The 24380-nt window shown below is 70.1% G+C and carries 28 protein-coding genes; 11 read left to right on the forward strand and 17 right to left on the reverse strand.

The annotated features are described in order from the left end of the window. Positions 1-2: 2 nt before the first annotated feature. The 7 genes from AAG895_RS09925 (at position 3) to AAG895_RS09955 (ending at position 6433) form a co-directional block, all read left to right on the forward strand. A complete protein-coding gene (locus tag AAG895_RS09925; protein ID WP_345791858.1) occupies positions 3-593 on the forward strand; it encodes a DUF4381 domain-containing protein in 591 nt (196 codons plus the stop codon). After that, a complete protein-coding gene (locus AAG895_RS09930) occupies positions 590-1633 on the forward strand; it encodes a VWA domain-containing protein (protein WP_345791859.1) in 1044 nt (347 codons plus the stop codon). The genes AAG895_RS09925 and AAG895_RS09930 overlap by 4 nt, the downstream gene beginning before the upstream one ends. Beyond that, positions 1626-3278, forward strand: coding sequence for a VWA domain-containing protein (locus tag AAG895_RS09935; RefSeq protein WP_345791860.1), 1653 nt, complete (start codon positions 1626-1628; stop codon positions 3276-3278). The genes AAG895_RS09930 and AAG895_RS09935 overlap by 8 nt, the downstream gene beginning before the upstream one ends. 47 nt (positions 3279-3325) lie before the next feature. Continuing rightward, entirely contained in the window at positions 3326-4711 is a 1386-nt protein-coding gene (locus AAG895_RS09940) for a hypothetical protein (protein WP_345791861.1), read from the forward strand. Positions 4712-4794: 83 nt separating this feature from the next. Next, positions 4795-5691, forward strand: a complete 897-nt coding sequence (locus AAG895_RS09945) for an alpha/beta hydrolase (protein WP_345791862.1) — start codon at positions 4795-4797, stop codon at positions 5689-5691. Positions 5692-5753: 62 nt separating this feature from the next. After that, complete coding sequence (locus tag AAG895_RS09950) at positions 5754-6047, forward strand: type II toxin-antitoxin system Phd/YefM family antitoxin (protein WP_345791863.1); 294 nt, start codon at positions 5754-5756, stop codon at positions 6045-6047. Then, positions 6044-6433 (forward strand): type II toxin-antitoxin system RelE/ParE family toxin, encoded by a 390-nt coding sequence (locus AAG895_RS09955; RefSeq protein WP_345791864.1) that lies wholly within the window; start codon positions 6044-6046, stop codon positions 6431-6433. Before AAG895_RS09950 ends, AAG895_RS09955 begins: the two co-directional genes overlap by 4 nt. 8 nt (positions 6434-6441) lie before the next feature. On the opposite strand, the gene AAG895_RS09960 is transcribed toward AAG895_RS09955, so the two are convergent. From AAG895_RS09960 to AAG895_RS09990, 7 genes are read right to left on the reverse strand one after another with little or no spacing between them, the layout of a single operon-like run. Further along, complete coding sequence (locus AAG895_RS09960) at positions 6442-7119, reverse strand: EthD domain-containing protein (protein WP_345791865.1); 678 nt, start codon at positions 7117-7119, stop codon at positions 6442-6444. Continuing rightward, positions 7116-8132, reverse strand: a complete 1017-nt coding sequence (locus AAG895_RS09965) for a nitronate monooxygenase (protein ID WP_345791866.1) — start codon at positions 8130-8132, stop codon at positions 7116-7118. Before AAG895_RS09965 ends, AAG895_RS09960 begins: the two co-directional genes overlap by 4 nt. Before the next feature lie 55 nt (positions 8133-8187). Further along, positions 8188-9345 carry an acyl-CoA dehydrogenase family protein gene (locus AAG895_RS09970; protein WP_345791867.1) on the reverse strand — a complete coding sequence of 386 codons (1158 nt, stop codon included), beginning with the start codon at positions 9343-9345 and terminating at the stop codon, positions 8188-8190. A 24-nt stretch (positions 9346-9369) separates the two neighbouring features. Continuing rightward, positions 9370-10494, reverse strand: coding sequence for an acyl-CoA dehydrogenase family protein (locus tag AAG895_RS09975; RefSeq protein ID WP_345791868.1), 1125 nt, complete (start codon positions 10492-10494; stop codon positions 9370-9372). Then, complete coding sequence (locus AAG895_RS09980) at positions 10494-11696, reverse strand: acetyl-CoA C-acyltransferase (protein WP_345791869.1); 1203 nt, start codon at positions 11694-11696, stop codon at positions 10494-10496. The genes AAG895_RS09975 and AAG895_RS09980 overlap by 1 nt, the downstream gene beginning before the upstream one ends. 22 nt (positions 11697-11718) lie before the next feature. After that, entirely contained in the window at positions 11719-12174 is a 456-nt protein-coding gene (locus tag AAG895_RS09985) for a MaoC family dehydratase (protein ID WP_324525305.1), read from the reverse strand. Positions 12175-12190: 16 nt separating this feature from the next. Continuing rightward, on the reverse strand, positions 12191-12976 hold the full coding sequence (locus AAG895_RS09990) for an SDR family oxidoreductase (RefSeq protein ID WP_345791870.1): 786 nt from the start codon (positions 12974-12976) through the stop codon (positions 12191-12193). A 220-nt stretch (positions 12977-13196) separates the two neighbouring features. Between AAG895_RS09990 and AAG895_RS09995 the strand changes: the two genes are divergently transcribed. Next, positions 13197-13457 (forward strand): helix-turn-helix transcriptional regulator, encoded by a 261-nt coding sequence (locus tag AAG895_RS09995; RefSeq protein WP_345791871.1) that lies wholly within the window; start codon positions 13197-13199, stop codon positions 13455-13457. A gap of 284 nt (positions 13458-13741) precedes the next feature. After that, the gene (locus AAG895_RS10000) at positions 13742-14356 is read left to right on the forward strand and encodes a HipA domain-containing protein (protein ID WP_345791872.1); all 615 of its coding nucleotides are present in this window, start codon (positions 13742-13744) and stop codon (positions 14354-14356) included. A 164-nt stretch (positions 14357-14520) separates the two neighbouring features. On the opposite strand, the gene AAG895_RS10005 is transcribed toward AAG895_RS10000, so the two are convergent. Continuing rightward, positions 14521-14793 (reverse strand): AbrB/MazE/SpoVT family DNA-binding domain-containing protein, encoded by a 273-nt coding sequence (locus tag AAG895_RS10005; protein WP_345791873.1) that lies wholly within the window; start codon positions 14791-14793, stop codon positions 14521-14523. 147 nt (positions 14794-14940) lie between these two features. Here AAG895_RS10005 and AAG895_RS10010 point away from each other — a divergent pair, with 147 nt between their 5' ends. Next, on the forward strand, positions 14941-15186 hold the full coding sequence (locus tag AAG895_RS10010; RefSeq protein WP_345791874.1) for a type II toxin-antitoxin system ParD family antitoxin: 246 nt from the start codon (positions 14941-14943) through the stop codon (positions 15184-15186). Further along, positions 15179-15469 (forward strand): type II toxin-antitoxin system RelE/ParE family toxin, encoded by a 291-nt coding sequence (locus AAG895_RS10015; RefSeq protein ID WP_345791875.1) that lies wholly within the window; start codon positions 15179-15181, stop codon positions 15467-15469. The genes AAG895_RS10010 and AAG895_RS10015 overlap by 8 nt, the downstream gene beginning before the upstream one ends. 37 nt (positions 15470-15506) lie before the next feature. Here AAG895_RS10015 and AAG895_RS10020 read toward each other — a convergent pair whose 3' ends face one another. From AAG895_RS10020 to AAG895_RS10060, 9 genes are read right to left on the reverse strand one after another with little or no spacing between them, the layout of a single operon-like run. Then, complete coding sequence (locus AAG895_RS10020; RefSeq protein ID WP_345791876.1) at positions 15507-15932, reverse strand: nuclear transport factor 2 family protein; 426 nt, start codon at positions 15930-15932, stop codon at positions 15507-15509. Positions 15933-15944: 12 nt separating this feature from the next. Beyond that, positions 15945-16826 (reverse strand): SDR family NAD(P)-dependent oxidoreductase, encoded by an 882-nt coding sequence (locus AAG895_RS10025; protein WP_345791877.1) that lies wholly within the window; start codon positions 16824-16826, stop codon positions 15945-15947. A 52-nt stretch (positions 16827-16878) separates the two neighbouring features. Beyond that, the gene (locus AAG895_RS10030) at positions 16879-17703 is read right to left on the reverse strand and encodes an SDR family oxidoreductase (protein WP_345791878.1); all 825 of its coding nucleotides are present in this window, start codon (positions 17701-17703) and stop codon (positions 16879-16881) included. Between the two features lie 18 nt (positions 17704-17721). Then, positions 17722-19308 (reverse strand): amidase, encoded by a 1587-nt coding sequence (locus AAG895_RS10035; RefSeq protein ID WP_345791879.1) that lies wholly within the window; start codon positions 19306-19308, stop codon positions 17722-17724. Between the two features lies 1 nt (position 19309). Continuing rightward, positions 19310-20185: an SDR family oxidoreductase gene (locus tag AAG895_RS10040; protein WP_345791880.1), complete on the reverse strand. Its 876-nt coding sequence runs from the start codon at positions 20183-20185 to the stop codon at positions 19310-19312. 14 nt (positions 20186-20199) lie between these two features. Then, entirely contained in the window at positions 20200-21363 is a 1164-nt protein-coding gene (locus tag AAG895_RS10045) for an acetyl-CoA C-acetyltransferase (protein WP_153169034.1), read from the reverse strand. A gap of 2 nt (positions 21364-21365) precedes the next feature. Further along, on the reverse strand, positions 21366-22424 hold the full coding sequence (locus AAG895_RS10050; protein ID WP_345791881.1) for an acyl-CoA dehydrogenase family protein: 1059 nt from the start codon (positions 22422-22424) through the stop codon (positions 21366-21368). A 13-nt stretch (positions 22425-22437) separates the two neighbouring features. Further along, the gene (locus tag AAG895_RS10055) at positions 22438-23607 is read right to left on the reverse strand and encodes an acyl-CoA dehydrogenase family protein (RefSeq protein WP_345791882.1); all 1170 of its coding nucleotides are present in this window, start codon (positions 23605-23607) and stop codon (positions 22438-22440) included. Positions 23608-23614: 7 nt separating this feature from the next. After that, complete coding sequence (locus AAG895_RS10060; RefSeq protein ID WP_345791883.1) at positions 23615-24367, reverse strand: enoyl-CoA hydratase family protein; 753 nt, start codon at positions 24365-24367, stop codon at positions 23615-23617. Between the last annotated feature and the right edge of the window lie 13 nt (positions 24368-24380).

The following is a 24380-nucleotide window of genomic DNA, read 5'->3' on the forward strand; positions in this document are numbered from 1 at the left end:
CGATGCAGACCCTCGACGCGCCCCGCCTGCTGCCCCACGAGGTGGCGGACATCCCGCCCGCGATCGACGCCCGAGCCGTGCTCGACCAGCTTCACCCGCTGCAGGTCCCGCCCGTTCCCGCCTGGTCGCCCCAGGCGCCGGGCTGGACGGTGCTTGCCGCCGTCGCGCTGACGGCTTTGGCCGTGCTTGCATGGCGAACCTTCCGGCGCTGGCGGACCGGCCGGCACCGACGCGCGGCCCTTGCGGAGCTTCAGCGTCTGCGCGCATCCATGCGGGACCCCGCCCTGCGGCTCGCAGCCGCCCGGCAGATCCCTGTGCTGGTGCGCCGGCTGGCCCTCGCCCACGCACCGCGCGCCGAGGTCGCCGCCCTGCACGGCGCGGCCTGGCATGCCTGGCTGGATCGCAGCCTGGGCGATCCCGCCCGACCGTTCTCGAGTGGTGTGGGCCTGGGCGAGGTACTGGGCGATTGGGCGTATCGCCCCGCCGAGACCCTGCCCTGGGAGCTGCTCGAGCCGAGCCTGGACCTGGTGGAGCGCTGGATCCGCACGCATCGCGTCGAGCACGACGCAAGCGGCCCGGGGAGGCGCGGATGAGCGCGTGGCCGGGGGCGCACTGGCTGGCCAACCTGGCCTGGGAATATCCCTGGGCGGCCCTGCTGTGGCCGCTCGCCCTGCTGTGGGTTGCCCTGCCACCGCACCGGGAGCGGCGTACCGCGCTGCGCGTGCCCTTCTTCGCGCTCGCGGTCGCCGGCAGCGGCGAGCGCCCGCGTGCCGGCGCCATCGTCCGCGCGCACGGCGCATGGGGCTGGCTGATGCTCGGTCAGGCCTGGAGCGCCGGCGTGCTCGCGGTGATGCAGCCCCATTGGCTGGAACCGCCGGTCCCGCGCGTGCAGTCGGCACGCGACTGGCTGCTGGCCATCGACCTGTCGCCTTCCATGCAGGCCACCGATTTCAAGGATGCCGATGGCCGTCCGGTGGACCGCCTGAGCGTCGTGCGCGGCGTGCTCGACGAGTTTCTCGCGCGGCGAGCGCACGACCGGATCGGCCTGCTGGTCTTCGCCGAGCAGGCCCATGTGCAGGCGCCCTTCACGCGGGACCACGGGGCGGTGAGCGCGCTGCTGGCCGAAGCGCAGATCGGCATGGCCGGCTCGCGCACGATGATCGGCGACGCGATCGGCATGGCCATCAAGGTCTTCGAGCAGTCGGCGGCGCCGCAGCGCACCCTGGTGCTGCTGACCGACGGGGTGGACACCGGCAGTCGCATCCCGCCGGCCAAGGCGGCCGAGATCGCCGCCCAGCGGGGCGTACGCATCCACACTGTCGCCATCGGCACCGCCGAGGCGGCGGCCGGCGAGCAACCGGACCTCGAGGCACTGCGCGCCTGGGCTGCCATCACCGGTGGGCGCGCATTCAGCGCCGACGACCGCGCCGGCCTCGCCGAGATCTACCGCGAACTGGACGCCCTCGAGGGCCGCGACCAGGCGCTCGCGGCCGAGCGCCCGCGGCGCCCGCTCTTTCACTGGTTCGTGGCAATGGCGCTGGTGCTGATCATCGCCCACCAGGCCGCTGCCGCGCTGCACGGTTGGCGGGCAGCGCGCGTCGTGGTCCGACACGGGCACAATCGCAATGACTGAATGGTTCGACGCCCTCCTGCCCGCGCACTGGCTGCGTCCCTGGGCGCTCGGCGGGCTGGTGCTGGCGCTGTTGCTGATCGTCCTTGGGCGCCGCCGCGACGAGATGCGTGCGCTGCGCGAGGTCATCGACCCGAAGCTGCTTCCGCACCTGCTCGTGCATGGCGGCCGCCGGCGCTGGGTGCAGCCCGCCGACACGCTCGCCGTGGCGGTGGCCTGCTTCAGCGTCGCGCTGGCAGGTCCGGCCTGGGAACGCGAGCCCCCAACACTCGCCCGCGAACAGGCCGCGCTCATGGTGGTGGTCGACCTGTCGAGCGCGATGAATGCGACCGACCTGCCGCCCAGCCGGCTGGCCTGGGCGCGCTCGAAGCTGCACGCCTTGATGGCGCGCCGCGGCGACGCACCGACCGGCCTGATCGTCTATGCCGGCAGCGCCCACCTCGTGCTGCCTCCCACCGACGACCGCCAGCTTCTCGCGTCCTACATCGATGTCCTGTCCACCGCACTGATGCCCGCCGACGGCGCGCGTCCCGCAGCCGCGCTCGCGCTCGCGCATGCCTGGCTGGAGCGGACTGGGCTGCCGGGTACGGTGCTGTTCCTGACCACCGCCTGGCCGCAAGCGGAACAGCCCGGCGCCGAGCGCGGGACTGCCACCTCCCGCCACCGCCTGATCGTATGGGCGATCGGCACCGAGCGTGGCGGCCCGATCCCGAACGCGGAGGGTGGGCCCGCGACCGAGACCAGCGGAACGCAGCGCCGCGCCCGCCTCGAAGTCGCCGAATTGCGCAGCCTGCGCGCGCGCACCGGCGCGAACCTTGTGAGCGTGACCGCGGACGAGGGCGACCTCGAACGCATCCAGGCCCTCATCACCCGCCAGCAGGCCGAGGCCGTTGCGGCGGCCGACACGCGCTGGCGCGATCGCGGGGCGGACTGGGTCTGGCCCGGCCTGCTCGCGCTGCTGATGTCCTTCCGCCGTGGCTGGGTCGTCCCCTGGCGCGCCTTCTGCGGCCCGGTGCTCGCCGGCACGGTCGTGCTTTCCCTGCTTTCGATGCCCTCGCCCGTCCACGCCGGCGATGACGATGCGGGCTGGACGAATCGCCTGTCACAAGGCTTCGTCGACCTCTGGCTCACCCGCGACCAGCAGGGCCACCTGTGGCTGGAACGCGGCGACCCGGCGCGCGCCGCGGACCTCTTCGACGACCCGCTCTGGCGCGGCATCGCCGCAGCCCGTGCCGGGGGCTGGCAGGCTGCGGCCGAGGCCTTCGCGCAGGCGGACTCGGGGGCGGCCTGGTTCAACCAGGCGCAAGCGCTCGCCCGCCTCGGCCGCTACGGCGAAGCGCTGGCCGCATACGACCAGGCCCTGATCCGCGTGCCGGGCTGGCCCGAGGCACTCGCCGACCAGGCACGCGTGCGCAGCCTGCTGTCCGCGCCCACGACCGCAGACGAGGGCGAGCCCGCCACCGCCCCCGGCGAGGGCGACGAACAGGGAGAGGACGGCGAACGCAGCACCCAGCCACCCGCCGAGGCCGAGGCGGCCGACGCCTGGCTGCGCCGCCTCGACACCAGCCCGGCCGCCTTCCTGCGACGCAAGTTCGCCCTGCAGGCGCAGCCGTCTGTCCCCGAGCACACCGGATCCGCAAACCGATGAATGCGCGCCGGATCCCACCCGATGCCCGGCGCCGCCAGCTGCTGCGCATGACCGCACTGCTCGCGGCGGCCGCCGCAGTCCCGGGGCGCATCCTCGCCAGCGATCGCGCCGCCCCCGAGGCGCGCCTGCGCTGGGCCGTCGATACGGCGGGGCGGGACGATGAGGCGGCATTCGAGCTCGGCGAGCCGATCACCATCCGGCTGGAGGTCTGGGTCAGCACCTGGTTCCAGGCGCCGGTCGACTTCCCGGCCACGCTGGCGACCGAGTCGGCCATCGTCGAGGAGATCGGCGGTTCGCCCGAAGCGAGGTTCGATGACATCGACGGCCGGCGGTGGACCGGTCTGATCCGCCACTACCGCGTCCATCCACTGCACCCCGGCGAGTTCGTCCTCGCACCGCCCGCAGCGCTCGCGGTCCTGCCCGGACGCGGCGATGGCCGGCCCTTGCGCGCATCGCCACCGGCGCCGCTCCGTCTGGCCGTGCACGTGCCGAAGGGCGCCGAGGGGCTGAAGCCCTTCGTCGCCGCGCGCGCGCTCGCGCTGCAGCAGCAGTGGGTGCCCACGCCTGACCCGGACCAGGGCTGGGAGGTCGGCGACATGCTGCTGCGCCGGATCACGCTCGTCACCGACGCCCCTTCCCCGCTGCCGCCGACCGTGCCCGCGCTGGCGAGCGTCGAGGGCACCGAGCTGCAGCGCCACAGCACGCCCGCCCGCACCGCGGAAGCGGACTCCGCCCAGACCGCCCACGAGCACGTCGCGACGTACGTGCTGAAAGCGCCCGGCACGCTGCATCTGCCCGCCGTCGAGCTGGCCTGGTGGGATCTCGAACAACGCAGGGTGCGCATCAGCCAGCTGCCCGGCCGGACGGTGACGGTCTCGGCGGCGTCGATGCCCGCGGACCCGTTCGCCGAACCCGGCAGCGGGCTGGGGGCCGACGCGGCGGACCACTCGCATCGGGCCGTCACCGCGCAGGCCTGGCGCTGGATACCCGCCGGCGCACTGACGCTCGCGCTCGGCACCTGGGCCTGGCGACACCGCAGCGCGCTCGCCGCGGCGATCCGCCGTCCGCTGCAGCGTGTGCATGCGAGCGAGACGACGGCACGCTGGCGCCTGCGTCGTACCTGCCTGCAGAACCAGCCCGCACAGGCCGCCGCCGCGTTGCGCGCCTGGCTGCAGACCCTGGATCCAGCGTCGCGACGGCGCATTCACGCCGACACCGCCTGCGCCGAGGCCATGGAGGCGCTGGTGCGCCATCTGCACGGCCCGCAGGCGCCACAGCGCCCGGCGCACTGGAACGGAGCTGCGCTGTGGCACGCGGTGCAGCGCGCGCGTGCTGCCTTGCCGAAGACGCGGGATCTGGACGCCACACTCCCCGAGCTCAATCCCCGCATGCAGGGCGACGCAGAGCGTCCCCCTCCGGCGTCACGCAGATGACGCCACCCACGGCACGGGCAGCCCACGCAAGACCGGGTCCGTCGCCATCCACCACCCCAGAGATTGGAAAACCAGGCCTTCGCATGATGAATACCAAGCTTCTCCTGAAACGTGGCGCGATCTTCACCGTGGTCATCCTGATCCTGCTGCTTGCAGGCCTGGGGGCGGTCTTGCAGGACCGCCCGGCGCAGCCCGCCGCCGGCGAGCGGGTCGTGATCACCGGCCCCGGTGGCGACCTGGTCTATCACCGCCTCGGACAGGGGGACGCGGTGGTGCTGTTGCCCAGCTTCGCCCGCTCGGCCGCCGACTTCAACCGCCTGGCCGAGGCACTGGCCGATGCCGGCTATCGCAGCCTCGCGGTTCAGCCGCGGGGCATCGAGGGTTCGGCGTTCGGTACCCTGGACGTGAGCCTGGCTGACTACGCCGCCGACGTCGCCGCCGTACTCGACGCCGAGGGCGTCGCCGCTGCGCGCGCGGTGATCGGCCACGCGTACGGGAACCGGGTGGCCCGGGTGTTCGCCCTCAAGCATCCGGAAAGAGTGCGCAAGCTCGTCCTGCTGGCCGCGGGGGGCGGCAAGCCGCCACCACCCGAGATCAACGCGGCGATCCGCAAGGCCGTGTTCGGCTTCGATGGTGCGGCGCGGGAGGCGGCGATCGCGCTCGCCTTCTTCGCCGGCGAGACGGTGCCGGCGGCCTGGGTCACCGGCTGGTATCCGCTCGCGGCGCTGCACCAGACACGCGCGACCACCGCGCAGGCCTATTCGAGCTGGAGCCATGGTGGGTCGGCCCCGATGCTGATCCTGCAGCCGGCCGACGACACGGCCGCCGCGCCCGCAGACTCGGAGAAGCTTGCCGCACAGCTCGGCGCGCGGGCGACCCGCCACGTCATCGCCAACGCCGGCCACGCCCTGCTGCCGGAGCAGCCCGAAGCGGTGGCCTCAAACATCCTGCACTACCTGGATACGCCTGAAGAACGGTGATGTTCGCCGTCCGCTCGATGCTCTAGAATTCAGTACTTAATTCTGTACATGGAGGTTCTGCCATGACGATCACAGCCCAAGACATCGTGTCGCTGACTTCAGCGCGCGCGCAGTTGTCCGAACTGGCCGAGCAGGTCAAAGCCGGTGCAGAGAAGATCATCACCAAGAACGGTGAGAGCTACGTTGCGCTCGTCGATGCTGACCGGCTCGACTACTACCATCGACTGGAGCAAGCCCATCTCCACCTGGTGATGCTGGACGAAGTGCAGCGGGGCCTGCAGGACCTTGCGTCCGGCCGCACGCGTGACGCGAGGGAAGCGCTGGCGGCGCGCAAGCAGGTGCGCTCGCGAGCATGAGCAGGCCGATCGCGGTGCGGATTACGCGCAACTTCGAGCGCAATCTGGATGAGATCGAAGCCTTTCTCACTCGAGCCGAAGTACCCGAGGCCTTCGATCGACTGCTGGATGAGTTGTCAGAACGCGTGATCCCCATGCTTGAGCGGCATCCCGACATCGGACGGGATCATCTCGCCCTCTCCGCCGACTCGATGGAAGCACAACTCAAGCGCGAAGCGGTGATCGAGTCATTACGCACGTTGGACGCTACAGGCTGCATCCGCGAGTACGTACTGACCCACTACCTGATCCTCTACGCACGACTGCCCGAGACCGTGCACCTGCTCGCGATCCGCCATCACCGCCAGTTCGACTTTGATCTCGGGAAGCTCGATCGCTCGTACTGAAACGGTGCTCAGGGCCGCCGGTGCGTGATCCGCGTCAGCATGCACACCGATCCGGCGGTGTCGACAGCGTCCGCCAAGGCCGGCGGTAGCCAGTTCCACACCGGCGGACCCGCGAACGCTGCGGCCACGGCATCGACCGATTCGTACCAGGCCTCGACGATCGCGTCGTATTCGTAGCCGGGCGGTCTCGCGCCTGCCACCTCGTTCCAGACCAGGCGCGTCGCAGCCGACCACGGCGCGGCGGGGGCGTCGGCGAGGTTAAGCGCCCGCAAGGTGCGCTCCGGCCGCGCGCGCAGAAACAGCACCAGACACACGCCGGTCTCGGCGCCGTCGACCAGCACCTGCTCGTGCGCGACCAGGGTGAAGTCGCGCACGTAGGTCGAGAACACCCGCGGCTCGTCGGGCCGCATGATGCGCAGCGTCTCCTCGTCGTTCCAGATGTCGTCGGCGGCCTGGCGGTCGCGCAGCGACAGCAGGTTGACGCCGTCGTAGTCTAGGCTGGCGCCGTTCGGCACACCCGGGCGGTCGAGCACGCGCGAGCACTGGCGCACCGCCTTGACCTTGTCCTGCACGTTGCGGCATTCGCGCCCGAGCGCGGAGTGCTCGCGCCAGGCCTGCGGAAAGTCCTCGGGCGCCAGCGCAGGGTTGCGGCAGGCGAGGTAGATCATCTTCCACTGCATGGTCATGCCGATGCTCCGGCTGACGCTGCTACCGATATCCCGGCGGATTCGGCAAATGCGGCCGGTTGCGCGGCGGCCTCGGTGTATTCGCGCTTCATGCGCGCCACCAGCTCGGCCACCGAGGGCACGTCGTGGATGCTGCCGATGCCCTGTCCGGCCGACCACACCTCCTTCCATGCCTTGGGCTTGGTGTCGAGCGCGGCGAAGAGGTCGTCCTTGCCGCCGTCCTGGCTGCCCGCGAGCGCGTCGGGGTCGATCCCCGCCGCGCGCACGCTGTTCTTCAGGTAGTTGGCCCAGATGCCGCTGAACACCGGGGTGTAGACGATGTCCGCCGCGCCGTCGCGCACGATCATGTCCTTGTGGCCGGCGTCGGCCGCGGCCTCGCGGGTGGCGATGAAGCGCGTGCCCATGTAGCCCAGGTCGGCGCCCATGACCTCGGCGGCGCGCAGCGCGCGCCCGCTGGACAAGGCGCCGGCGAGCACCACCGGGCCGTCCCAGAAGGCGCGCACCTCGGCCACCAGGGCGAAGGGCGACAGCGTGCCGCCGTGGCCGCCCGCCCCGGCGCACACCAGGATCAGTCCGTCGACGCCGCTGGCCGCGGCCTTGCGCGCGTGCTCGACGTTGATGACGTCGTGGAACACCAGCCCGCCGTAGTCGTGCACGCGCTCGACCACCGCATCCGGCCGCCCCACCGAGGTGATCACGAAGGGCACGCGGTGCTTCACGACGCACTCGAGGTCGGCCTCGCGCCGCGGGTTGGATCTGTGCAGGATCAGGTTGGCACCGAAGGGCGCCCCCGGACGATCCGGATGCTCGAGGTCCCACTGCGCAAGTTCGGCCGCGATGCGCGTCAGCCACTGATCGAGCAGCTCGGGCGTGCGCGCGTTGAGCGTCGGGAAGCTGCCCGCGACACCCGCCCTGCACTGCGCCAGCACCAACTCCTGGCCGCTGGCGAGGAACATCGGCGAGCCGATCAGCGGCAGTGCGAGCCGCCCGCGAAACATCTCGGGAATGGCCATCCCCTCACCTCCATGGAAAGGCCGGGCAGCGCGAGAGCCGCCCGGCGCGGCCGGCTCAGCCGCGCGGCATGCCCAGCCCGCGCTCGGCGATGATGTTGAGTTGAATCTCGTTGGTGCCGGCGTAGATGGTGTCGGCGCGCGAGAAGAAGAACACCTGCTGCAGGCGGCGCACCGCGTCGTCGTCCGAGCGTACGTCGCCCGCCACGCCGATCACGTCCATCGCCAGCTGGCCGAGCTCGCGGTGCCAGTTCGACCACGCGTACTTGTAGATCAGCGCCTCGGGCCGGACCTTGGTCGAGCCGGTGCCTTCTTCCAGCATGCGCAGGCCGTTGTAGCGCAGGCCCTGCAGGCCCACCCAGGCGTCGGCGATGCGCTGCCGGATCACCGGATCGCGCGCTGCACCGTTGGCGCGGGCGACGTCGATCACCAGCTGCAGCTCGTGGATGAAGTGCATCTGCTGGCCGAGGGTCGACACGCCGCGCTCGAAGCCGAGCAGCGCCATCGCCACCTTCCAGCCCTCGCCCGGCTTGCCGACGATGCAGTCGGCCTCGGTCACCGCGCCGTCGAAGAACACCGAGTTGAACTCGGCCTCGCCGGTCATCTGGCGGATCGGGTGGATCTCGATGCCCGGCTGCGCCAGCGGCACCAGCAGGAAGGACAGGCCTTCCCGCCCCACCGAGCCCGGCGTGCTGCGCGCGACGACGAAGATCCATTCGGATTCGTGCGCGAGCGAGGTCCACACCTTCTGCCCCTGCAGCCGCCAGCGGCCGTCCTCGTCCTGCCAGCAGCGCGTGGTGATGGCGGCGAGGTCGGAGCCGGCGCCCGGCTCGGAGTAGCCCTGCGCCCAGTATTCACGCCCCTCGCGGATGCCCGGAAGGAAGCGGCGCTGCTGCTCGGGCGTGCCGAGCGCAATCAGCGTCGGCGCCATCAGCGTCTCGCCGATGTGGCCGATGCGGCCGGGCCCGCCGGCGCGCACGTATTCCTCGTGGAAGGCGAGCTGCAGCGCGAGCGGCAGGTCGCGCCCGCCGTGTTCCTTGGGCCAGCCCAGGCCGACCCAGCCGCCTGCGGCCAGTTCCTGTTCCCATTCCTTGCGCAGCGCCGGGAAGGCTTCCTCGTCGCCGGGGCCGCCGCGGTGCTTCAGGCAGGCGAAGCGGCCGACCAGGTGGGTCGCCATCCAGTCGGCGACCTCCTGGCGAAATTCCTGTTCGTTCATGCTCATCGGTCCTTGTCGGTCCTGTCAGGCGGCGTCGAGCAGATGGGCGGCGAGCGCCTCGCGCCAGTCGCGGGTGGGGCCGAACCACTGGCTCGCCCACTGCGCGCGCTTGAAGTGCATCTGCGGGTCGTATTCCCAGGTGAAGCCGACCCCGCCGTGGAGCTGGATGGCTTCCTGCGCGCAGTAGCGATAGGCCTCGGTGGCCTGCACGCCCGCTGCGGCGACCTCCGCGGCCAGCGCGGCGTCGTCGAGTTCGTTCCCCTGCGCGCCCTGCGCCACCCGGGCCGTCACGCCGAGCACGGTGGAGCGCGCGGTCTCCATGCGCACCATCATCTCGGCCGCGCGGTGCTTGACCGCCTGGAAGCTCGCCACCGGCTTGCCGAACTGCACCCGCTCCTTGGTGTAATCGACCGCGAGCTGCAGGCACTGCGCCGCACCGCCGACCTGCTCGGCCGCCACCTGCAGCGCCGCCAGCACGCGCGTGCGCGCGAGGCCGGCTAGCACCCGCGTCGGGTCATCGACGCGCGCATCGGCCGTCAGCCGGACTTCATCAAAGCGCCAGCGCGCCTGCGGACGGGTCAGGTCCCAGACCTCGAGCGGTGTGCGCGACAGGCCGGCGGCGTCCACCGCCAGCTCGAACAGCGCAACGCCCGGCGCCTCCTCGATGCGAGCCGCCACGTAGGCGTGGGTCAGCAGCCCGTCGTCGAGCACCTGGGCCGCCTCGCCGGCCAGCACCCAACCTTCGCCGTCGCGACGCGCCTTCACCGTCAACGACGTCGGCGCCGCGTCCAGGCCCGGACCGAGGATCAGCGTGGCGGTGCGCTCGCCATAGGCCAGCGCTGCCAGCGCGCGCTGCTGCGCCTCGGCCGTGCCGGCCTGCAGCAGCGCGGTCTGCGCCAGCACCACGTTGGCCAGGAAGGGCGTGCGCGCCAGGCGCCGGCCCATCTCCTCCATCAGCAGCGCGAGCTCGACCGGCCCCAGGCCGAGGCCGTCGAGGTCTTCCGGCACCTGTACCGCCGCCCAGCCGAGTTCGACGATACGCGACCACAGCTCGGCGTCGGCATCCGCTTCCTTGCGCGCATTGGTATGGGCGGCGAGGAAGTCAGCCGCCGTCTGCTGCAGCGCACGCTGTTCGTCGGACAGGTTCATCACAGCACCTCGAACAGGCCCGCCGCGCCCATGCCGCCGCCGATGCACATCGACACCACCACGTAGCGCACGCCCCGGCGACGGCCCTCGAGCAGCGCGTGACCGACCATGCGCGCACCCGACATGCCGAAGGGGTGGCCGATGGCGATCGCGCCGCCGTTCACGTTCAGGCGGTCGTTGGGGATGCCGAGCTTGTCGCGGCTGTACAGCACCTGGCAGGCGAAGGCCTCGTTGATCTCCCACAGGCCGATGTCGCTGACCTTGAGGTTGAAGCGCTCGAGCAGCTTGGGGATGGCGAACACCGGACCGATGCCCATCTCCTCGGGCGCGCAGCCGGCCACCGCGATGCCGCGATACGCGCCCAGCGGCGCGATGCCACGGCGCTCGGCCTCGTCACGGCTCATCACCAGCGCGGCCGAGGCGCCGTCCGACAGCTGCGAGGCGTTGCCGGCGGTGACGAACTCGCCCTGCTTGACCCACTGGCCGTCCTTCACCACCGGATTCAGCTTGGCGAGGTCCGCCAGCGTGGTCGAGGCGCGGTTGCACTCGTCGCGGGTGGCGACCACATCCTCGTGGCCCACCGGCTTGCCTTCCTTGTCGAACACGAGCTTCCTCGCCGCAAGCGGCACGATCTCGGCGTCGAACAGGCCGGCGGCCTGCGCGGCGGCGGTGCGCTGCTGGCTCTGCAGCGAGAACTCGTCCTGCGCGGCGCGCGAGATGCCGTAGCGCGCCGACACGATCTCGGCCGTCTCCAGCATCGGGATGTAGGCCGCGGGCACGATCGCCTTCACCGCCTCGGACTGCGCACGGTAGGTGTTCTTGTGCTTGGTCTGGGTGAGCGACAGCGACTCGACGCCGCCGGCCACCGCGATCTTCATCTCGCCGGCCAGGATGTTCTTGGCGGCGACGCCGATCGTCATCAGGCCCGAGGCGCACATGCGGTCGAGCGCCATGCCCGGCACGGTGTCCGGCAGGCCGCCGGTGTAGGCGCACAGGCGGCCGATGTTGTAGGCCTGGGTGCCCTGCTGCACGGCGGCGCCCATGATCACGTCCTCGACCGCGGCGGGCTCGATGCCGGCACGCTCGACGACGGCGCGCACCACATGGCCGCCCAGCACCGGCGCCTCGGTGTCGTTGAAGGAGCCGCGGAAGGACTTGGTGAGCGCGGTACGGGCGGTGGAAACGATGACGGCTTCGGTCATGGCGATGCTCTCTCTCGGGAATTCAATCGTTGAAGGTGTAGCGGCTGATGGTGTCGACGACGCAGCCCGGGCGCTCGCTGCCCTCGATCTCGATGGTCACGCGCACGGTGGATTGCACCGCGTCCTTGATGCGCTCGACCTTCAGGATCTCGCCGCGGCCGCGGATGCGCGAGCCGGCCTTGACCGGCGCCGGAAAACGCACGCGGTCGCAGCCGACGTTCACGCCCATCTTCAGGTTGTCGGCGCGGATCAGCTGCGGCAGGAACAGGTTGGCGAGCGCCAGCGTCAGGTAGCCGTGCGCGATGCAGGCGCCGAAGGGGCCGTCCTTGGCGCGCACCGGGTCGACGTGGATCCACTGGTGGTCGTCGGTGGCATCGGCGAACTGGTCGATGCGGCCCTGGTCGAGCGCGACCCAGTCGGTCGTGCCCAGGTCCTGGCCCTCGGCCGCGACGAGCTGCTCGGCGCTGGAGAAAACCATGGTCATCGCCGCGCCCTCAAGCGTGCTGCGAGCTGACGGAGAGCACTTCGCCCGTCATGTACGACGCATAGTCGCTGGCGAGGAAGACCATCACGTTGGCCACTTCCCACACCTCGGCGGCACGGCCGAAGGCCTCGCGGCTGGCGAGCTGGGCGAGCAGCTCCTCACTCGAGGCCTTCTTCAGGAACTCATGCAGCGCGATCGACGGCGACACCGCGTTGATGCGCACGCCATGCTCGGCCGCTTCCACCGCCGAGCAGCGCGTCAGCGCCATCACGCCGGCCTTGGCCGCGGCGTAGTGGGCCTGGCCCTTCTGCGCGCGCCAGCCCAGCACCGAGGCGTTGTTGACGATGGCGCCGCGGCCGCGCTTTTCCATGTGCGGCAACATCGCGCGCGTCATGCGGAAGGTGCCGGTGAGCGTGATGTCGAGCACCCGGCTCCACTCCTCGTCGCTCATCTCGGTGACGCGCTTCTCGCCGCCCAGGCCGGCGTTGTTGATCAGCACGTCGACGCCGCCGAGCTTGTCCTCGGCTGCGGCGACCAGGGCCTGCACCTCTTCTTCATTGGTGACGTTGCACAGCTGGCCCCAGACGTTCTGCAGCCCGGTGTCGGCCTTGAGCTTGGCGACCGCCTCTTCCAGGCGGCGCGGATGGATGTCGGAGATCATCAGCGCGCGGCAGCCCTCCTCCGCACATTTGCGCGCGGCGGCAAAGCCGATGCCGGCGCCGGCCGCTGCGGTGATCAGGACGGATTTGCCAGCGAGCAACTGGTGACCGGGGACGTAGGCGGGAGCTTCTTTCACGGCGCGAACCTCGAAGGGTGGATATGGCCCCATTTATAGGGAGGTCGCAGGGGCGCGGCATCGTCAAAACGGACGGTGCCACCGCAGGGGTGGATTCCCGATCGGTAAATTTCTTCCTCCTGATCCGGCTCTCTGAGTACATGTTTCCCGATCGGTAAATATCGCTGGCGCAACGCAGAATCCCAGCCCATAATTTCCCGAACGGGAAACAAGGCAAGCCATGACATCCATCCGCTCCCCCCAGCAACTCGGCAACGCACTGCGTGCCGCCCGCAAGCAGCTCGGTCTGACCCAGCCTCAGCTGGCGCTGGCCGCGGGCGTGGGTGTGCGCTTCATCGTCGACCTCGAAGCGGGCAAGCCGACCGTGCGACTGGAGAATGTCCTGCGGGTGATCGATGCGCTCGGAGGAGAACTCCAGTTGAGCGGTCTGCCCGCAGCGGAAGTCGATCACTCGACAGAGGGCAGCGGCCATGACGCATGAACTGGAGGTCTGGCTGTTCTCCGACCGCGTCGGCACCCTGGCGCTGGTCGGTGGGCGCCTCGGCTTTTGCTACGCCCCCGGCTGGCTGTCGCGGCCGAACGCAGTGGCCCTGTCGCACTCGCTGCCTCTGCGGGCCGAGCCGTTCGACGATCGCGCGACGCGCCCCTTCTTCGCCGGCCTGCTGCCGGAAGGACAGATGCGTCGCCTTATCGCGCGGCAGTTCCAGGTCTCGGGCCAGAACGACATTGCATCGCCCCTTCCTGCTGGTCGAACGCTACGACCGTGTGCTGGATCCGCAGGGGCGCCGGCGACGCCTCCACCAGGAAGATTTCTGCCAGGCACTCGGCGTGGTGCCCGAGATGAAGTATCAGAACGGGGGCGGGCCGGACCTGGCGCAATGCTTCGATCTGGTACGCCGTGCGACACGTCCAAGTGCACCACAGCTGCTGCGCCTGTTCGATTACGTGATCTTCAACGCGCTCATCGGCAATCACGACGCGCACGCCAAGAACTTCTCGCTGCTTTACTCGGGCAGGGCGCCGGTCCTGGCCCCGCTCTACGACACGCTCTCGACCGCCGTCTATCCGACCCTGACGCCAAAGATGGCGATGAAGATCGGCAGCAAGTACAAGTTCAGCGAAGTCGAGGCACGGCACTGGGAGCAATTCGCCGAGGGTGCGGGGCTCGCCAAGGCGCAGGCGCGGCGGCGCATCCTGGAACTGGCAAGCGCGCTGCCCCGCGCCGCGCGTGCGCTCCAATCCGACCGCGCGCATGGTTTTGCCGGGAACGGCGTCGTTGAAAGCATCGTCGCCTTGATCGAACAACGCTGCGCGCTGACGCTTCGCAAGCTGAGCGCACCCGCCTCGCGCGACGGCGACGGTCCCGCGTCCCCGCAGTAAGCGGACGAACGAAGGCGGGTTTCACCCGCCATCCCTGCGACGACCCCATCGCCTTTGCCTCTCCAACATCGGCTACTTCGGCGAAGGACTGGCCTTGCTCGAAAAGGCTGCAGGGCAATGAGCCAAGCGATCTAGCAGCGGGTGAAAACACCCGCAGGATCGGTTCAGCGCTCGCGGTCGGCATCGTTGGTCTCGAGGCGCTCGAAGCGGAAATCCGCAGGAAGCCGGCCACGAAGTCTACGCAGGCGGCTTAGCAGCTCCTGAGGCGGCGTCTTGCGTGCGACCTCGATCGAGCGCTCGCCGACGACATGCAGCTCGATATCGTCCCCTTCCTTCAGGTCGAGTGCCTGAACCACCGCCGCAGGCAGGCGGACGGCGAGTGAATTGCCCCACTTGGCGACCTGTATGGTTGCACCTCGGTCAGATTTACGCGACAAGAAGAGTACAGCCAACCTGCTCTGGGGCCAGCTCGGAATAGTCGAGCCTGCCACTTGGATACACAGTGGTGACAAGCAACCCGGCATCAAGATGGACAATAATTGCACCACTAGTATGATTAAGGGCGCTTTCTCCAGGAGATCATTATGTCTGTCGTACGCAAGACCATCACCTTGACCGACCAGCAGGATCGCTGGATCAAAGCGCAGATCGAGGCGGGGCATTACACGAACGACAGTGAATACATCCGCGACCTGATTCGTCGTGAACAGGCGCGCACGGCGCAAACCGAAGCGATCCGTGCTGCTCTGATCGAGGGCGAGAACAGCGGACCCGCACAGCCCTTTGATCTTGAGGCCTTCAAAGCACGTATGAAAGCCGAGCATGGCTAAGTTCCAACTCTCGCCAGCAGCGGTTCGTGATCTGGAAGACATCTGGCGCTACACGGCGCTGCGATGGAGTGCTGCGCAGGCAGAGCGATACCTGGATCTTCTCAACGCAGCCTTCGAACAGCTTGCCCGGAAGCCCCTCTCCGCGCCGGCTTGCGACCATATCCGCAAGGGCTACCGGCGCTGCCGGGTAGAACACCACTGGGTCTATTTCCGCATCGATCAGGGGGTGACCGTTGTGATGCGCGTACTGCATGAGCGCATGGACACTGGCCGCCATCTCTGACCGCCACCGCATGCCGGCGCGCTTGCCAAAGCGCCGACTACACCGCCGCCAGTATCCGCGACCGCGTCGCCACGATCTTCCACGCGCCATCGATGCGACGGTATTCGTCGTCGTACATCACGCCCAGCCGACGGGTGGCACCAGTTTCGGCATCCAGATTGAAATAGGCCAGCGCCCAGCGCCCACGCGCATGGTCCTCGCCGAGCAGCTCGATCTCGGGATTGGCGCCGTGGTGGCTGTCGCGCACGCGCGGGTGGCAGGCGAGCGACTGGTAGAGGGCGACGAAGCTGTCGCGGTCCTCGAAGCGGCCGACGGCTTCAAAATCGACCACGATCGGGCCGCTGGCGAAGCAGTCGCGGATGGTCTCGACCTCCTTGAGGTCGCAGGCGTTCAGGTAGCGGTGCTTGAGCTGGCGGATCGCTTCCAGCGCCTCGAGCCGCGCAATGCGTTGTTCGAGCGTCATGGCCCCGCGCCCTCAGCTCACTCGCGCCGGATGGAAGGCGCACGGCGCGCCGAGGATGTTGCGCCAGGTCGGCGGCTCGCGGCCGTCCTCGTCGCGCACGCCATAGCGCTGCGCGAGCTCGGCGACGATCTGGGTGTGCCCGGTCAGCGCGGCCCGTTCGGGATCGCGCCACAGCGCATGGATGACGCGGCCGACGAACTGCGGGCTTTCGCTGCGCGCCATGAAGTCGCCGTAGGCGTCGCCGCGCAGGCGGGCGGCGATCTCGGTGCGTTCGGTGCGCTGCACACCCAGCCACAACGAGACCGCCGCCACGCCGGTGCCTTCGAAATCCACCGCCATGTCGGCGGCCATCTTGTCGCAGCCGGCCTTCTGCGCGCCGTAGGCCGGGCCGTGCATGTAGCAGCCGGCGCCATACGAGGAGGTGAACGCGACCAGCCCTTTCCCCGCCTTCAGCAGCAGCGGCGCGGCATGCCAGGCGGCGACGTAGTTCGAGCGCAAGCCGACGCCGAACATGTCGGCCTGGGCGAGCGGCTTGGTCCAGAACGGGCCGGGCTCGATCAGGCTGTCGTCGATGCACAGCGCGTTGTTCACCAGGATGTCGAGGCGGCCCTGCTCGCGCTCGATGCGCTCGAACAGCGCTTTCACCTGGGCGTCGTCGCCATGGTCGCAATTCACCGCGATGCCCTGCCCGCCCGCGGCGGTGACCGCGGCGGCGGCGTCGTGGATGGTGCCGTGCAGCGGCGTGTCGCCGATGCGCGATGCGCCGTCGGTGGTGCTGCGCCCGGTGACGTAGACCGTCATGCCGGCCGCGCCGAGCGCTTCGGCCACGCCGCGGCCCACGCCGCGGCTGGCGCCGGTGACGACGGCAACGCCCTGTGAGGCGGATGTATTCATCGGTTTTCCTTGGGAATGAGGTCCGGACATGCGCCGGGCGGCTGCGGATCGCCTATCGCCCAGCCACTTGCCCGCCATCGACGCTGTAGAGCTGGCCGCTGATCCACGCGCCCTGGGTGCTGCACAGATAGACCACCATGCTGGCGATTTCCGCCGGCGCGCCGGCGCGCTTCAGGGGCACGTAGGTGTCGATGATGGCGTCCCATTGCGCGGGCGACAGGTCGTCCAGGCGGGACGTGGAGACGATGCCCGGGCAGATCGCATTGACGCGAATGCCGTAGCGCCCCACCTCGCCCGCCATCGCCGCGGTCAGGGCATGCACCCCGGCCTTGCTGGCGGCGTAGGCGGCCGTGTTGGGCGCCATCAGCTTGCCGCCCACCGACGAGATGTTGATGATGGCGCCGCCCTCGCCCTGCTCGATCAGCCTGCGACCGAACACCTGGCTCATGTAGAAGCTGCCGTTCAGGTTGACGTCGATGACCTTGCGCCAGGCGGCAGCATCGACATCGACCACCGGCGCGCGGTCGCCCGCGCGCGCGGCGCCGGCGTTGTTGATGACGAAATCCACCCGGCCGAACTCGCGCATCACCGTGTCGGCCAGGGCGGTCACGGCGTCCGGGTCGGCGACGTTGCTGACCACCGGCAGCGCGCGTCGGCCCAGCGCGCGGATCTCCTCCGCGACCGAATCGATGTAGCGCCAGCCGGCCTGCTTCTCGTCATCCGGAAAGGAATCCGGCGAGCGGCCGCTGCCGGTGATGACGAGGTCGCAGCCCGCGCGCGCGAGCTCGACCGCAATCGAACGGCCGATGCTGCGCATCCGCCCCGCGCCGGTTACGACGGCGAGCTTGCCTTCCAGGCCCGTCAGTGTGTAAGCCAAGGCCGCGCTCCGCGTCGATCAGCCCAGCCGCGGCGGGCGGCGATCTGCCCACGGCGCGGCCCTCTCGAGCTGCGCGGCCAGTGCGATCAGGCGCGCCTCGCCACCATAGGGCGCGGCGAACTGCACGCCGATCGGCAGGCCTTCCGCGCTCCAGTGCAGCGGCACCGACATCGCCGGCAGCCCGGTCATGTTGAACATCGAGGTGAAGGCCGAGGCCAGCACCGCCCGGCGCGCGAAGTTCTCGAAGGGCTGGTCGAGCGAGAGCTCGCCGAGCTTGGGCGGCAGCGCGGCCGTGGTCGGCGACAGGATCAGGTCGTAGCGCGAGAACAGCTCATCGAACACGCGGCCACCCCGATCGAACACCGTGCGCGCGGCAAAGACCTGCTGCGCGGTGTAGGTCTTGGCCTTCTGCATGCTTTGCCAGTCGATCGGCTCGAACTCGTCCTCGCGCGCCTCGCGGCCGATCGCCTTCTCGCGCGCCTGTACGGTGTAGAGCATGCCGCTGGCGGTGACGACGCCCATGCTGCCCGCCATTTCGAGGAAGGGCAGCGCCGACAGGTCGATCGGCTCGACGTGGTGGCCGAGGCTGGTGCACAGCGTGGCCGCCTTGCTGGACGCCTCGATGCACTCCGCGTGCACACCGGCGCCGAACAGGTTGGTCTGGAACAGGCCGATCCTGAGTCCGCGCGGTGCCTGCTCGAGCGCCGCGAGCAGGTCGGCGGTGGGCGGTGCGGTGCGGGTGCCCGCCTCCGCGCCCTGGCTGAGCTGCATCAGCAGCGCGGTGTCACGCACGCTGCGGCTGATCACGTTGTGCGCCGACAGGCCGAGCCAGCCTTCGAGCGACTTCGGCCCCATCGGGATGAGGCCGCGGCTGGGCTTGAGACCGAACAGGCCGCAGTGCGAAGCCGGGATGCGGATCGAGCCGCCGCCGTCGCTGGCATGGGCCGCCGGCAGCACGCCCGCGGCCACCGCCGCCGAGGCGCCGCCCGAGGATCCGCCGGAGCTGCGCTCCAGATCCCAGGGGTTGCGGGTGGCGCCGAACAGGCGCGATTCGGTGGAGGCGGTCTGGCCGAACTCGGGCGAGGCGAGCTTGGCGAAGATGTTGAGGCCCGCCGCCTGGTAGCGCTGCACCAGGGTGGAGTCGTGGTCGGCGACGGCGTCCTTGAAGAAGGCGCAGCCGTTGGTGGTGACCGTGCCTTTGAGGGCGATGCCGAGGTCCTTGAGCGCGAAAGGCACGCCGGACAAGGCCGGGCGCGCCGCGCGCTCGGCCTGCCCGGCCGCATCCAGCGCCCGGGCGGACTCGCGGGCGAGATCGAAGTGCGGCACGGTGACCGCGTTGATCGCCGCGTAGGCCTCGGCGCGCACGATCGCCGCCTCGAGCACCTCGCTCGGCTTGACGTCGCCGCGGCGGATGCGCAGCGCGATCTCGGTCGCGTCCCACTGCTCGTACTCGGGCAGTGGCAGAGCCGCAGGCGTGGCGGCCGCAGCGGTACCCGCAGCACCAGCCGCTTTGGCCCCACCCAGACCCACAGCCGCCGCGCCACCGAGCGCTGCACCCGCCTTCAGGAAATCACGACGCCCCTGCTCCACCGCCCGTTCGCTCATGTCAGGTTCCCCATACCTTCTGCGCAGGCACGGCCTGCTTCATCAGTTCATCGACCATGGCCCCGGCTTCCTGCACCGTCAGGCGCGCGCCCTTGTCCTTCTGCGGGCCGGTGCGCCAGCCGTCGCACACCGAGATGCGACCGCCCTGGCTCTCGAACACCTGGCCGGTGACGTGGGAGGACAGTTCGCTGCCCAGCCAGACCACCAGCGGGGCCACGTTCTCCGCCGCCCAGGCGTCGAAGCCGGTCTCGGGCGCCTTGACCACGTCGGGCATCGCGCTCTCGGTCATCGAGGTGCGCGCGGCCGGGGCGAGCGCGTTGGCGGTGACGCCGTAGCGCGCCAGCTCGGCAGCCTGCACCAGGGTGAGCGCGGCGATGCCGCCCTTGGCCGCGGAGTAGTTCGACTGCCCGACCGAGCCCTGCAGGCCGGCGCCGGAACTGGTGTTGATGATGCGCGCGGCGATCTTGTTGCCGGCCTTGGCCTGGTCGCGCCAGCGCTTGCCGAGGATGTTGGCGAGGCAGAAGTGGCCCTTCAGGTGCACCCGCATGACCTGGTCCCAGTCGTCTTCCGACAGGCTGATGAACATGCGGTCGCGCAGGATGCCGGCGTTGTTGACGACGACGTGCACCTCGCCGAAGGCCGCCACGGCGGCGTCGACGATCTGCTGCGCAGTCTCGATGCGGGTGATGTCGTCGGCGTTGGCGAGCGCCTTGCCGCCTGCCGCGGTGATCTCGGCCACGACGGCGTCGGCGGCCTCCTTGCGGATGTCGTTGACCACCACGTTGGCGCCCTCGGCTGCGAAGGCCAGCGCATAGGCGCGGCCCAGGCCGCCGCCGGCGCCGGTGATGATGACGGTGCGTCCTTCACAAATTCCCATGTCGATCCCTTCTCTTACAGCCGTTCAATGATGGTGACGTTGGCCTGGCCGCCGCCTTCGCACATGGTCTGCAGGCCATAGCGGCCGCCGCTGCGTTCCAGCTCGTGCAGCAGCGCGGTCATCAGGCGGGCGCCGGTGGCGCCGAGCGGATGACCGAGCGCGATCGCGCCGCCGTTGGGGTTCATGCGCGCGGGGTCGTAGTCGAGTTCCTTCTGCCAGGCCATGACGACCGAGGCGAAGGCCTCGTTGATCTCGACCACGTCGATGTCGCTCATGCGCATGCCGGCCTTCTTGAGCGCGGCGCGGGTGGCCGGGATCGGCGCGGTGAGGTGCCAGATCGGGTCGTCGCCCATCACCGACAGGTGGTGGATGCGCGCGCGCGGCGTCAGCTTGTAGCGCTTGAGCGCGGCCTCCGACACCACCAGCAGCGCGGCCGAGGCGTCGCAGGTCTGGCTCGACACCGCGGCGGTGATCGACGGGTACTCGGGGCCGACCGGTTCCAGCTCGGCCATCTTCTCGAGCGTGGACACGCGCGGCGTCTCGTCCTTCGTCACGCCCTCCAGGCCGACGATCTCGCGCTCGAAACGGCCTTCGGCGATCGCGGCCAGCGCGCGGCGGTGGCTCTCGAGCGCATAGACCTCCATGTCGCGGCGGCTGCACTGCCAGTGGTCGGCGATGCGCTGCGCGGAATAGAACTGGTTCACCGGCTGGTCGCCGAAGCGCGCCTTCCAGCCCTTGCTGCCCGAGAACGGGTCGGGAAAGCCGAGCGGCTGACCGGCGAGCATGGCCGACGAGATCGGGATCTGCGTCATGGTCTGCACGCCGCCCACCGCGACCACGTCCTGCGTGCCGCTCATCACCGCCTGGGCGGCGAAGTGCACCGCCTGCTGCGAGGAGCCGCACTGGCGGTCCACCGTGGTGCCGGGCACGTTCAGCGGCAGGCCGGCGGCCAGCCAGGCGGTGCGCGCGATGTCGCCGGCCTGCGAGCCGATGGTGTCGACGCAGCCGAAGATCACGTCGTCGTATTCATCGGCGGGAATGGCGTTGCGCTCGACCAGCGCCTTGAGGACATGCGCACCGAGGTCGATCGCATGCACGTGGGACAGACCGCCCTTGCGCTTGCCGGTGGGGCTGCGCAGGGCATCGACGATGTAGGCTTGATTGGAGGCTTGCGCCATCTTCATTCCTCGAAAGTTTGGCCGGGGCCGAGGGCCGCGCCCTCGACCAGGATGGCGTTGGCGACGCGCGCCTTGTGGAAACCGCGGTCGCCCCAGGACGCATCGAGCGCCCAGGCGCGCTTCATGAACATCTGCAGATCGACTTCCCAGGTGTAGCCCATCGCGCCGTGCACCTGGATGCCGTGACGTGCGGCCAGCCAGGCGGCCTCGCCGCAGGCGAGCTTGGCGTGCGAGACGCGCGCATCGGCACCGGCCTCGCCGTGGGCGAGCGCGTAGGCTGCGCGGTACAGCACCGGCTTGGCGAACTCGATCTTGGTGGCGACGTCGGCCAGATGGTGCTTGACCGCCTGGAAGCTGCCGATCGGCTTGCCGAACTGCTTGCGCTGGGCGACGTAGTCGACCGACAGGTCCAGCATGCGCTGCGCCAGGCCGAGCAGCTGGCCGGCGGCCGACAGCACGCCGCGGTTGAGCGTCTGCGCCCACAGCGCACGGCCGGTCTCGCCGTCGGCGATCAGGGTGGCGGTGGCCGGCGTCCAGCGCACGCGCGCCAGGCGGCGCGACAGGTCGATGCTGGGGTTGGCCTCGACCTCGACCTGCTCGCGCGGTACGGCATGCACCGCGTCGCCGTCGGCGAGCAGCAGCAGGTTGGCCGGGTTGGCGTCGGCCACCAGCGGGTTGACCGGATGGCCGACCGCGATGCGGATGCTGCCCTCGGCGATGCGGGCGAGCCATTCCTCGCGCGACGCGGTGCCGGCAGGCAGCGCGGTGATGAGGCCGGCGGCGACGTAGGCGGCATCCGCAAGCGAATCCGGCAGCGCGTAGTAGCCGAGTTCCTGCGTCATCAGCGCCCAGGCGACGTCGTCCATGCCCAGGCCGCCGCAGTCCTCCGGTACCGACAGCGCGGTCAGGCCCTGCTCGGCGATGTTCTTGCGCAGCTCGGGCGAGCGCCCGGTGTCGGTGTCCCAGATCTCGCGCAGCCGCTCGGGGGCGGCCTCGGTCATCAGGAAGCGGCTCACCGCCTCGCGGAAGGTGAGCTGGTCGTCGGTGAAGGTGAAGTCCATGGCGGCCCCTTCCTTATTTCGGCAGGCCGAGCATGCGCTCGGCGATGATGTTGCGCTGGATCTCGTTGGTGCCGGCGTAGATCGGCCCGGCCTGGGCGAACAGGAAGCCATCCAGCCAGCGCGCGGCCTCGACCGCCTCCGGGGCGTCGCCGGTGAGCTCGGCGAAGGGGCCGAGGATGCGCATCGCGGTCTCGTGCATCTTCAGGTCGAGCTCGGACCAGTAGATCTTGTTGGTGCTGGCCTCGGCGCCGATGCGGGCGCCCTTCGCCAGGCGGCCGACGGTGTGGTAGGCCGACAGCGCGTAGGCCTCGGTGCCGGTCCAGGCCTCGATGACGGCGTCGCGGATGCTCGGGTCGCGGTCGGCCACCTCGCGGTTCGCCTTGTAGAGCTCGACCAGCTTGCGCGCGGTGTATTGGAAGCGCGCCGGCGAGCGCAGCAGCAGGCCGCGCTCGAAGCCGGCGGTGGCCATCGCCACATGCCAGCCCTGGCCCTCGTCACCGATGCGGTTCTCCACCGGCACCTTGACGTCGTCGAAGAAGATCTCGGCGAAGGCCTGCTTGCCGTTGAGCGCCTGGATCGGGCGGATGGTCACGCCGGGCGCGTCCAGCGGCACCGCGAGGTAGGACAGGCCGTGGTGGCGGCTCGAGCCTGGGTCGCTGCGGAACAGGCCGAACAGCCAGTCGGCGAAGCTCGCCCGCGTCGACCAGGTCTTCTGGCCATTGACCACGTAATGCGTGCCGTCGGCCGACAGGATGGCCTTGCTGGTGATCGCCGCCATGTCGGAGCCGGCATTGGGTTCGGACCAGCCCTGCGCCCACATGTCCTCGCTCGAGGCCATGCGCGGCAGGAAGCGCGCCTTCTGCGCCTCGGTGCCGAACTCGATCAGCGTCGGGCCGAGCAGCAGCTGGCCGTTCTGGTTCACCCGCATCGGCGCGCCAGCGCCGTAGTACTCCTCTTCGAAAATCAGCCATTCGATGAGGTCGCAGCCGCGGCCACCCAGGGCTTCGGGCCAGATCACCATCGACAGGCGCGCGTCGAACAGCTTGCGCTCCCATTCGCGGTGCTGCTCGAAGCCCTCGCGGGTGTCGTAGCTGGCCAGCGGCTCGCGCGGCAGGTTGGCCGCGAGCCAGGCGCGCACTTCCTCGCGGAAGGCTTTCTGCCGGGGGGTGTAGGCGAGATCCATGGTGTCCTCAGAACTTGGCTTCGCGTTTCTCGACAAAGGCGCGGCGGGTTTCCGCCGAGTCGGGGCTGGTGTAGGCCTGCAGCGTGAAGCCCTGCTCCCAGCGGTACTTGTCTTCCAAGTTGCCGTCCTCGATGCCGTTGAGCGCCTCCTTGGCGATGCGGATCATGGCCGGGCTCTTCTCGGCGATCTTGCGGGCGATCTCGAGCGCCGCGCCGCGCAGCTCGGCCTTGGTCACGACGCGCTCGATGAAGCCGTAGCGCTCGGCTTCCCTGGCGCCGATCTTCTCGCCGGTGAAGAACAGGTAGCGCACCTTCTGCACCGGAAACAGGCGCTGCAGGTGGGCGCCGCCGCCCATGGCGCCGCGATCGACCTCGGGCAGCGCGAAGGTCGCGCAGTCGGAGGCGACCACGATGTCGGCCGCGCCGGTGATTCCGATGCCGCCGCCGAGCACGAAGCCGTGCACCGCGACGATGACCGGCACCGGGTTGCGGTGCACCGCCTTGAAGGTGGCGTAGTTGCCGCCGTTGACCGCGACGATGCGCTCGGGATGGGCGTCGAGTTCCTTGATGTCGACGCCGGCGCAGAAGCCGCGGCCTTCGGCGCGGATCACGATCACGCGCACTTCGGGGTCGTGGCCGAGTTCGTCGATGCGGTGCGCGAGCGCGAGCCACTCGCTGCTGTCGAGCGCATTGACCGGCGGTTTGTTGATGACGAGTTCGGCAATGCCGCCGTCGATCGTTGTCTGGAAGGCCTGGCTCACGTTATCGGGCTCC

Source organism: Thauera sp. JM12B12 (assembly GCF_039614725.1).
Classification (GTDB): Bacteria; Pseudomonadota; Gammaproteobacteria; order Burkholderiales; family Rhodocyclaceae; genus Thauera.

Bases quoted from the DNA above. Each gene is read 5' to 3' on its own strand.
- AAG895_RS09950 (WP_345791863.1), top strand. From the start codon at position 5,754: ATGACGATCACAGCCCAAGACATCGTGTCGCTGACTTCAGCGCGCGCG.
- AAG895_RS10010 (WP_345791874.1), top strand. From the start codon at position 14,941: ATGTCTGTCGTACGCAAGACCATCACCTTGACCGACCAGCAGGATCGC.
- AAG895_RS09935 (WP_345791860.1), top strand. From the start codon at position 1,626: ATGACTGAATGGTTCGACGCCCTCCTGCCCGCGCACTGGCTGCGTCCC.
- AAG895_RS10020 (WP_345791876.1), bottom strand. From the start codon at position 15,932: ATGACGCTCGAACAACGCATTGCGCGGCTCGAGGCGCTGGAAGCGATC.
- AAG895_RS09925 (WP_345791858.1), top strand. From the start codon at position 3: ATGCAGACCCTCGACGCGCCCCGCCTGCTGCCCCACGAGGTGGCGGAC.
- AAG895_RS09970 (WP_345791867.1), bottom strand. From the start codon at position 9,345: ATGAACGAACAGGAATTTCGCCAGGAGGTCGCCGACTGGATGGCGACC.
- AAG895_RS10055 (WP_345791882.1), bottom strand. From the start codon at position 23,607: ATGGATCTCGCCTACACCCCCCGGCAGAAAGCCTTCCGCGAGGAAGTG.
- AAG895_RS09955 (WP_345791864.1), top strand. From the start codon at position 6,044: ATGAGCAGGCCGATCGCGGTGCGGATTACGCGCAACTTCGAGCGCAAT.
- AAG895_RS10035 (WP_345791879.1), bottom strand. From the start codon at position 19,308: ATGAGCGAACGGGCGGTGGAGCAGGGGCGTCGTGATTTCCTGAAGGCG.
- AAG895_RS10045 (WP_153169034.1), bottom strand. From the start codon at position 21,363: ATGGCGCAAGCCTCCAATCAAGCCTACATCGTCGATGCCCTGCGCAGC.
- AAG895_RS10015 (WP_345791875.1), top strand. From the start codon at position 15,179: ATGGCTAAGTTCCAACTCTCGCCAGCAGCGGTTCGTGATCTGGAAGAC.
- AAG895_RS09975 (WP_345791868.1), bottom strand. From the start codon at position 10,494: ATGAACCTGTCCGACGAACAGCGTGCGCTGCAGCAGACGGCGGCTGAC.
- AAG895_RS09930 (WP_345791859.1), top strand. From the start codon at position 590: ATGAGCGCGTGGCCGGGGGCGCACTGGCTGGCCAACCTGGCCTGGGAA.
- AAG895_RS09995 (WP_345791871.1), top strand. From the start codon at position 13,197: ATGACATCCATCCGCTCCCCCCAGCAACTCGGCAACGCACTGCGTGCC.
- AAG895_RS10025 (WP_345791877.1), bottom strand. From the start codon at position 16,826: ATGAATACATCCGCCTCACAGGGCGTTGCCGTCGTCACCGGCGCCAGC.
- AAG895_RS09985 (WP_324525305.1), bottom strand. From the start codon at position 12,174: ATGGTTTTCTCCAGCGCCGAGCAGCTCGTCGCGGCCGAGGGCCAGGAC.
- AAG895_RS10040 (WP_345791880.1), bottom strand. From the start codon at position 20,185: ATGGGAATTTGTGAAGGACGCACCGTCATCATCACCGGCGCCGGCGGC.
- AAG895_RS09980 (WP_345791869.1), bottom strand. From the start codon at position 11,696: ATGACCGAAGCCGTCATCGTTTCCACCGCCCGTACCGCGCTCACCAAG.
- AAG895_RS09960 (WP_345791865.1), bottom strand. From the start codon at position 7,119: ATGACCATGCAGTGGAAGATGATCTACCTCGCCTGCCGCAACCCTGCG.
- AAG895_RS09945 (WP_345791862.1), top strand. From the start codon at position 4,795: ATGATGAATACCAAGCTTCTCCTGAAACGTGGCGCGATCTTCACCGTG.
- AAG895_RS09965 (WP_345791866.1), bottom strand. From the start codon at position 8,132: ATGGCCATTCCCGAGATGTTTCGCGGGCGGCTCGCACTGCCGCTGATC.
- AAG895_RS10050 (WP_345791881.1), bottom strand. From the start codon at position 22,424: ATGGACTTCACCTTCACCGACGACCAGCTCACCTTCCGCGAGGCGGTG.
- AAG895_RS09940 (WP_345791861.1), top strand. From the start codon at position 3,326: ATGACCGCACTGCTCGCGGCGGCCGCCGCAGTCCCGGGGCGCATCCTC.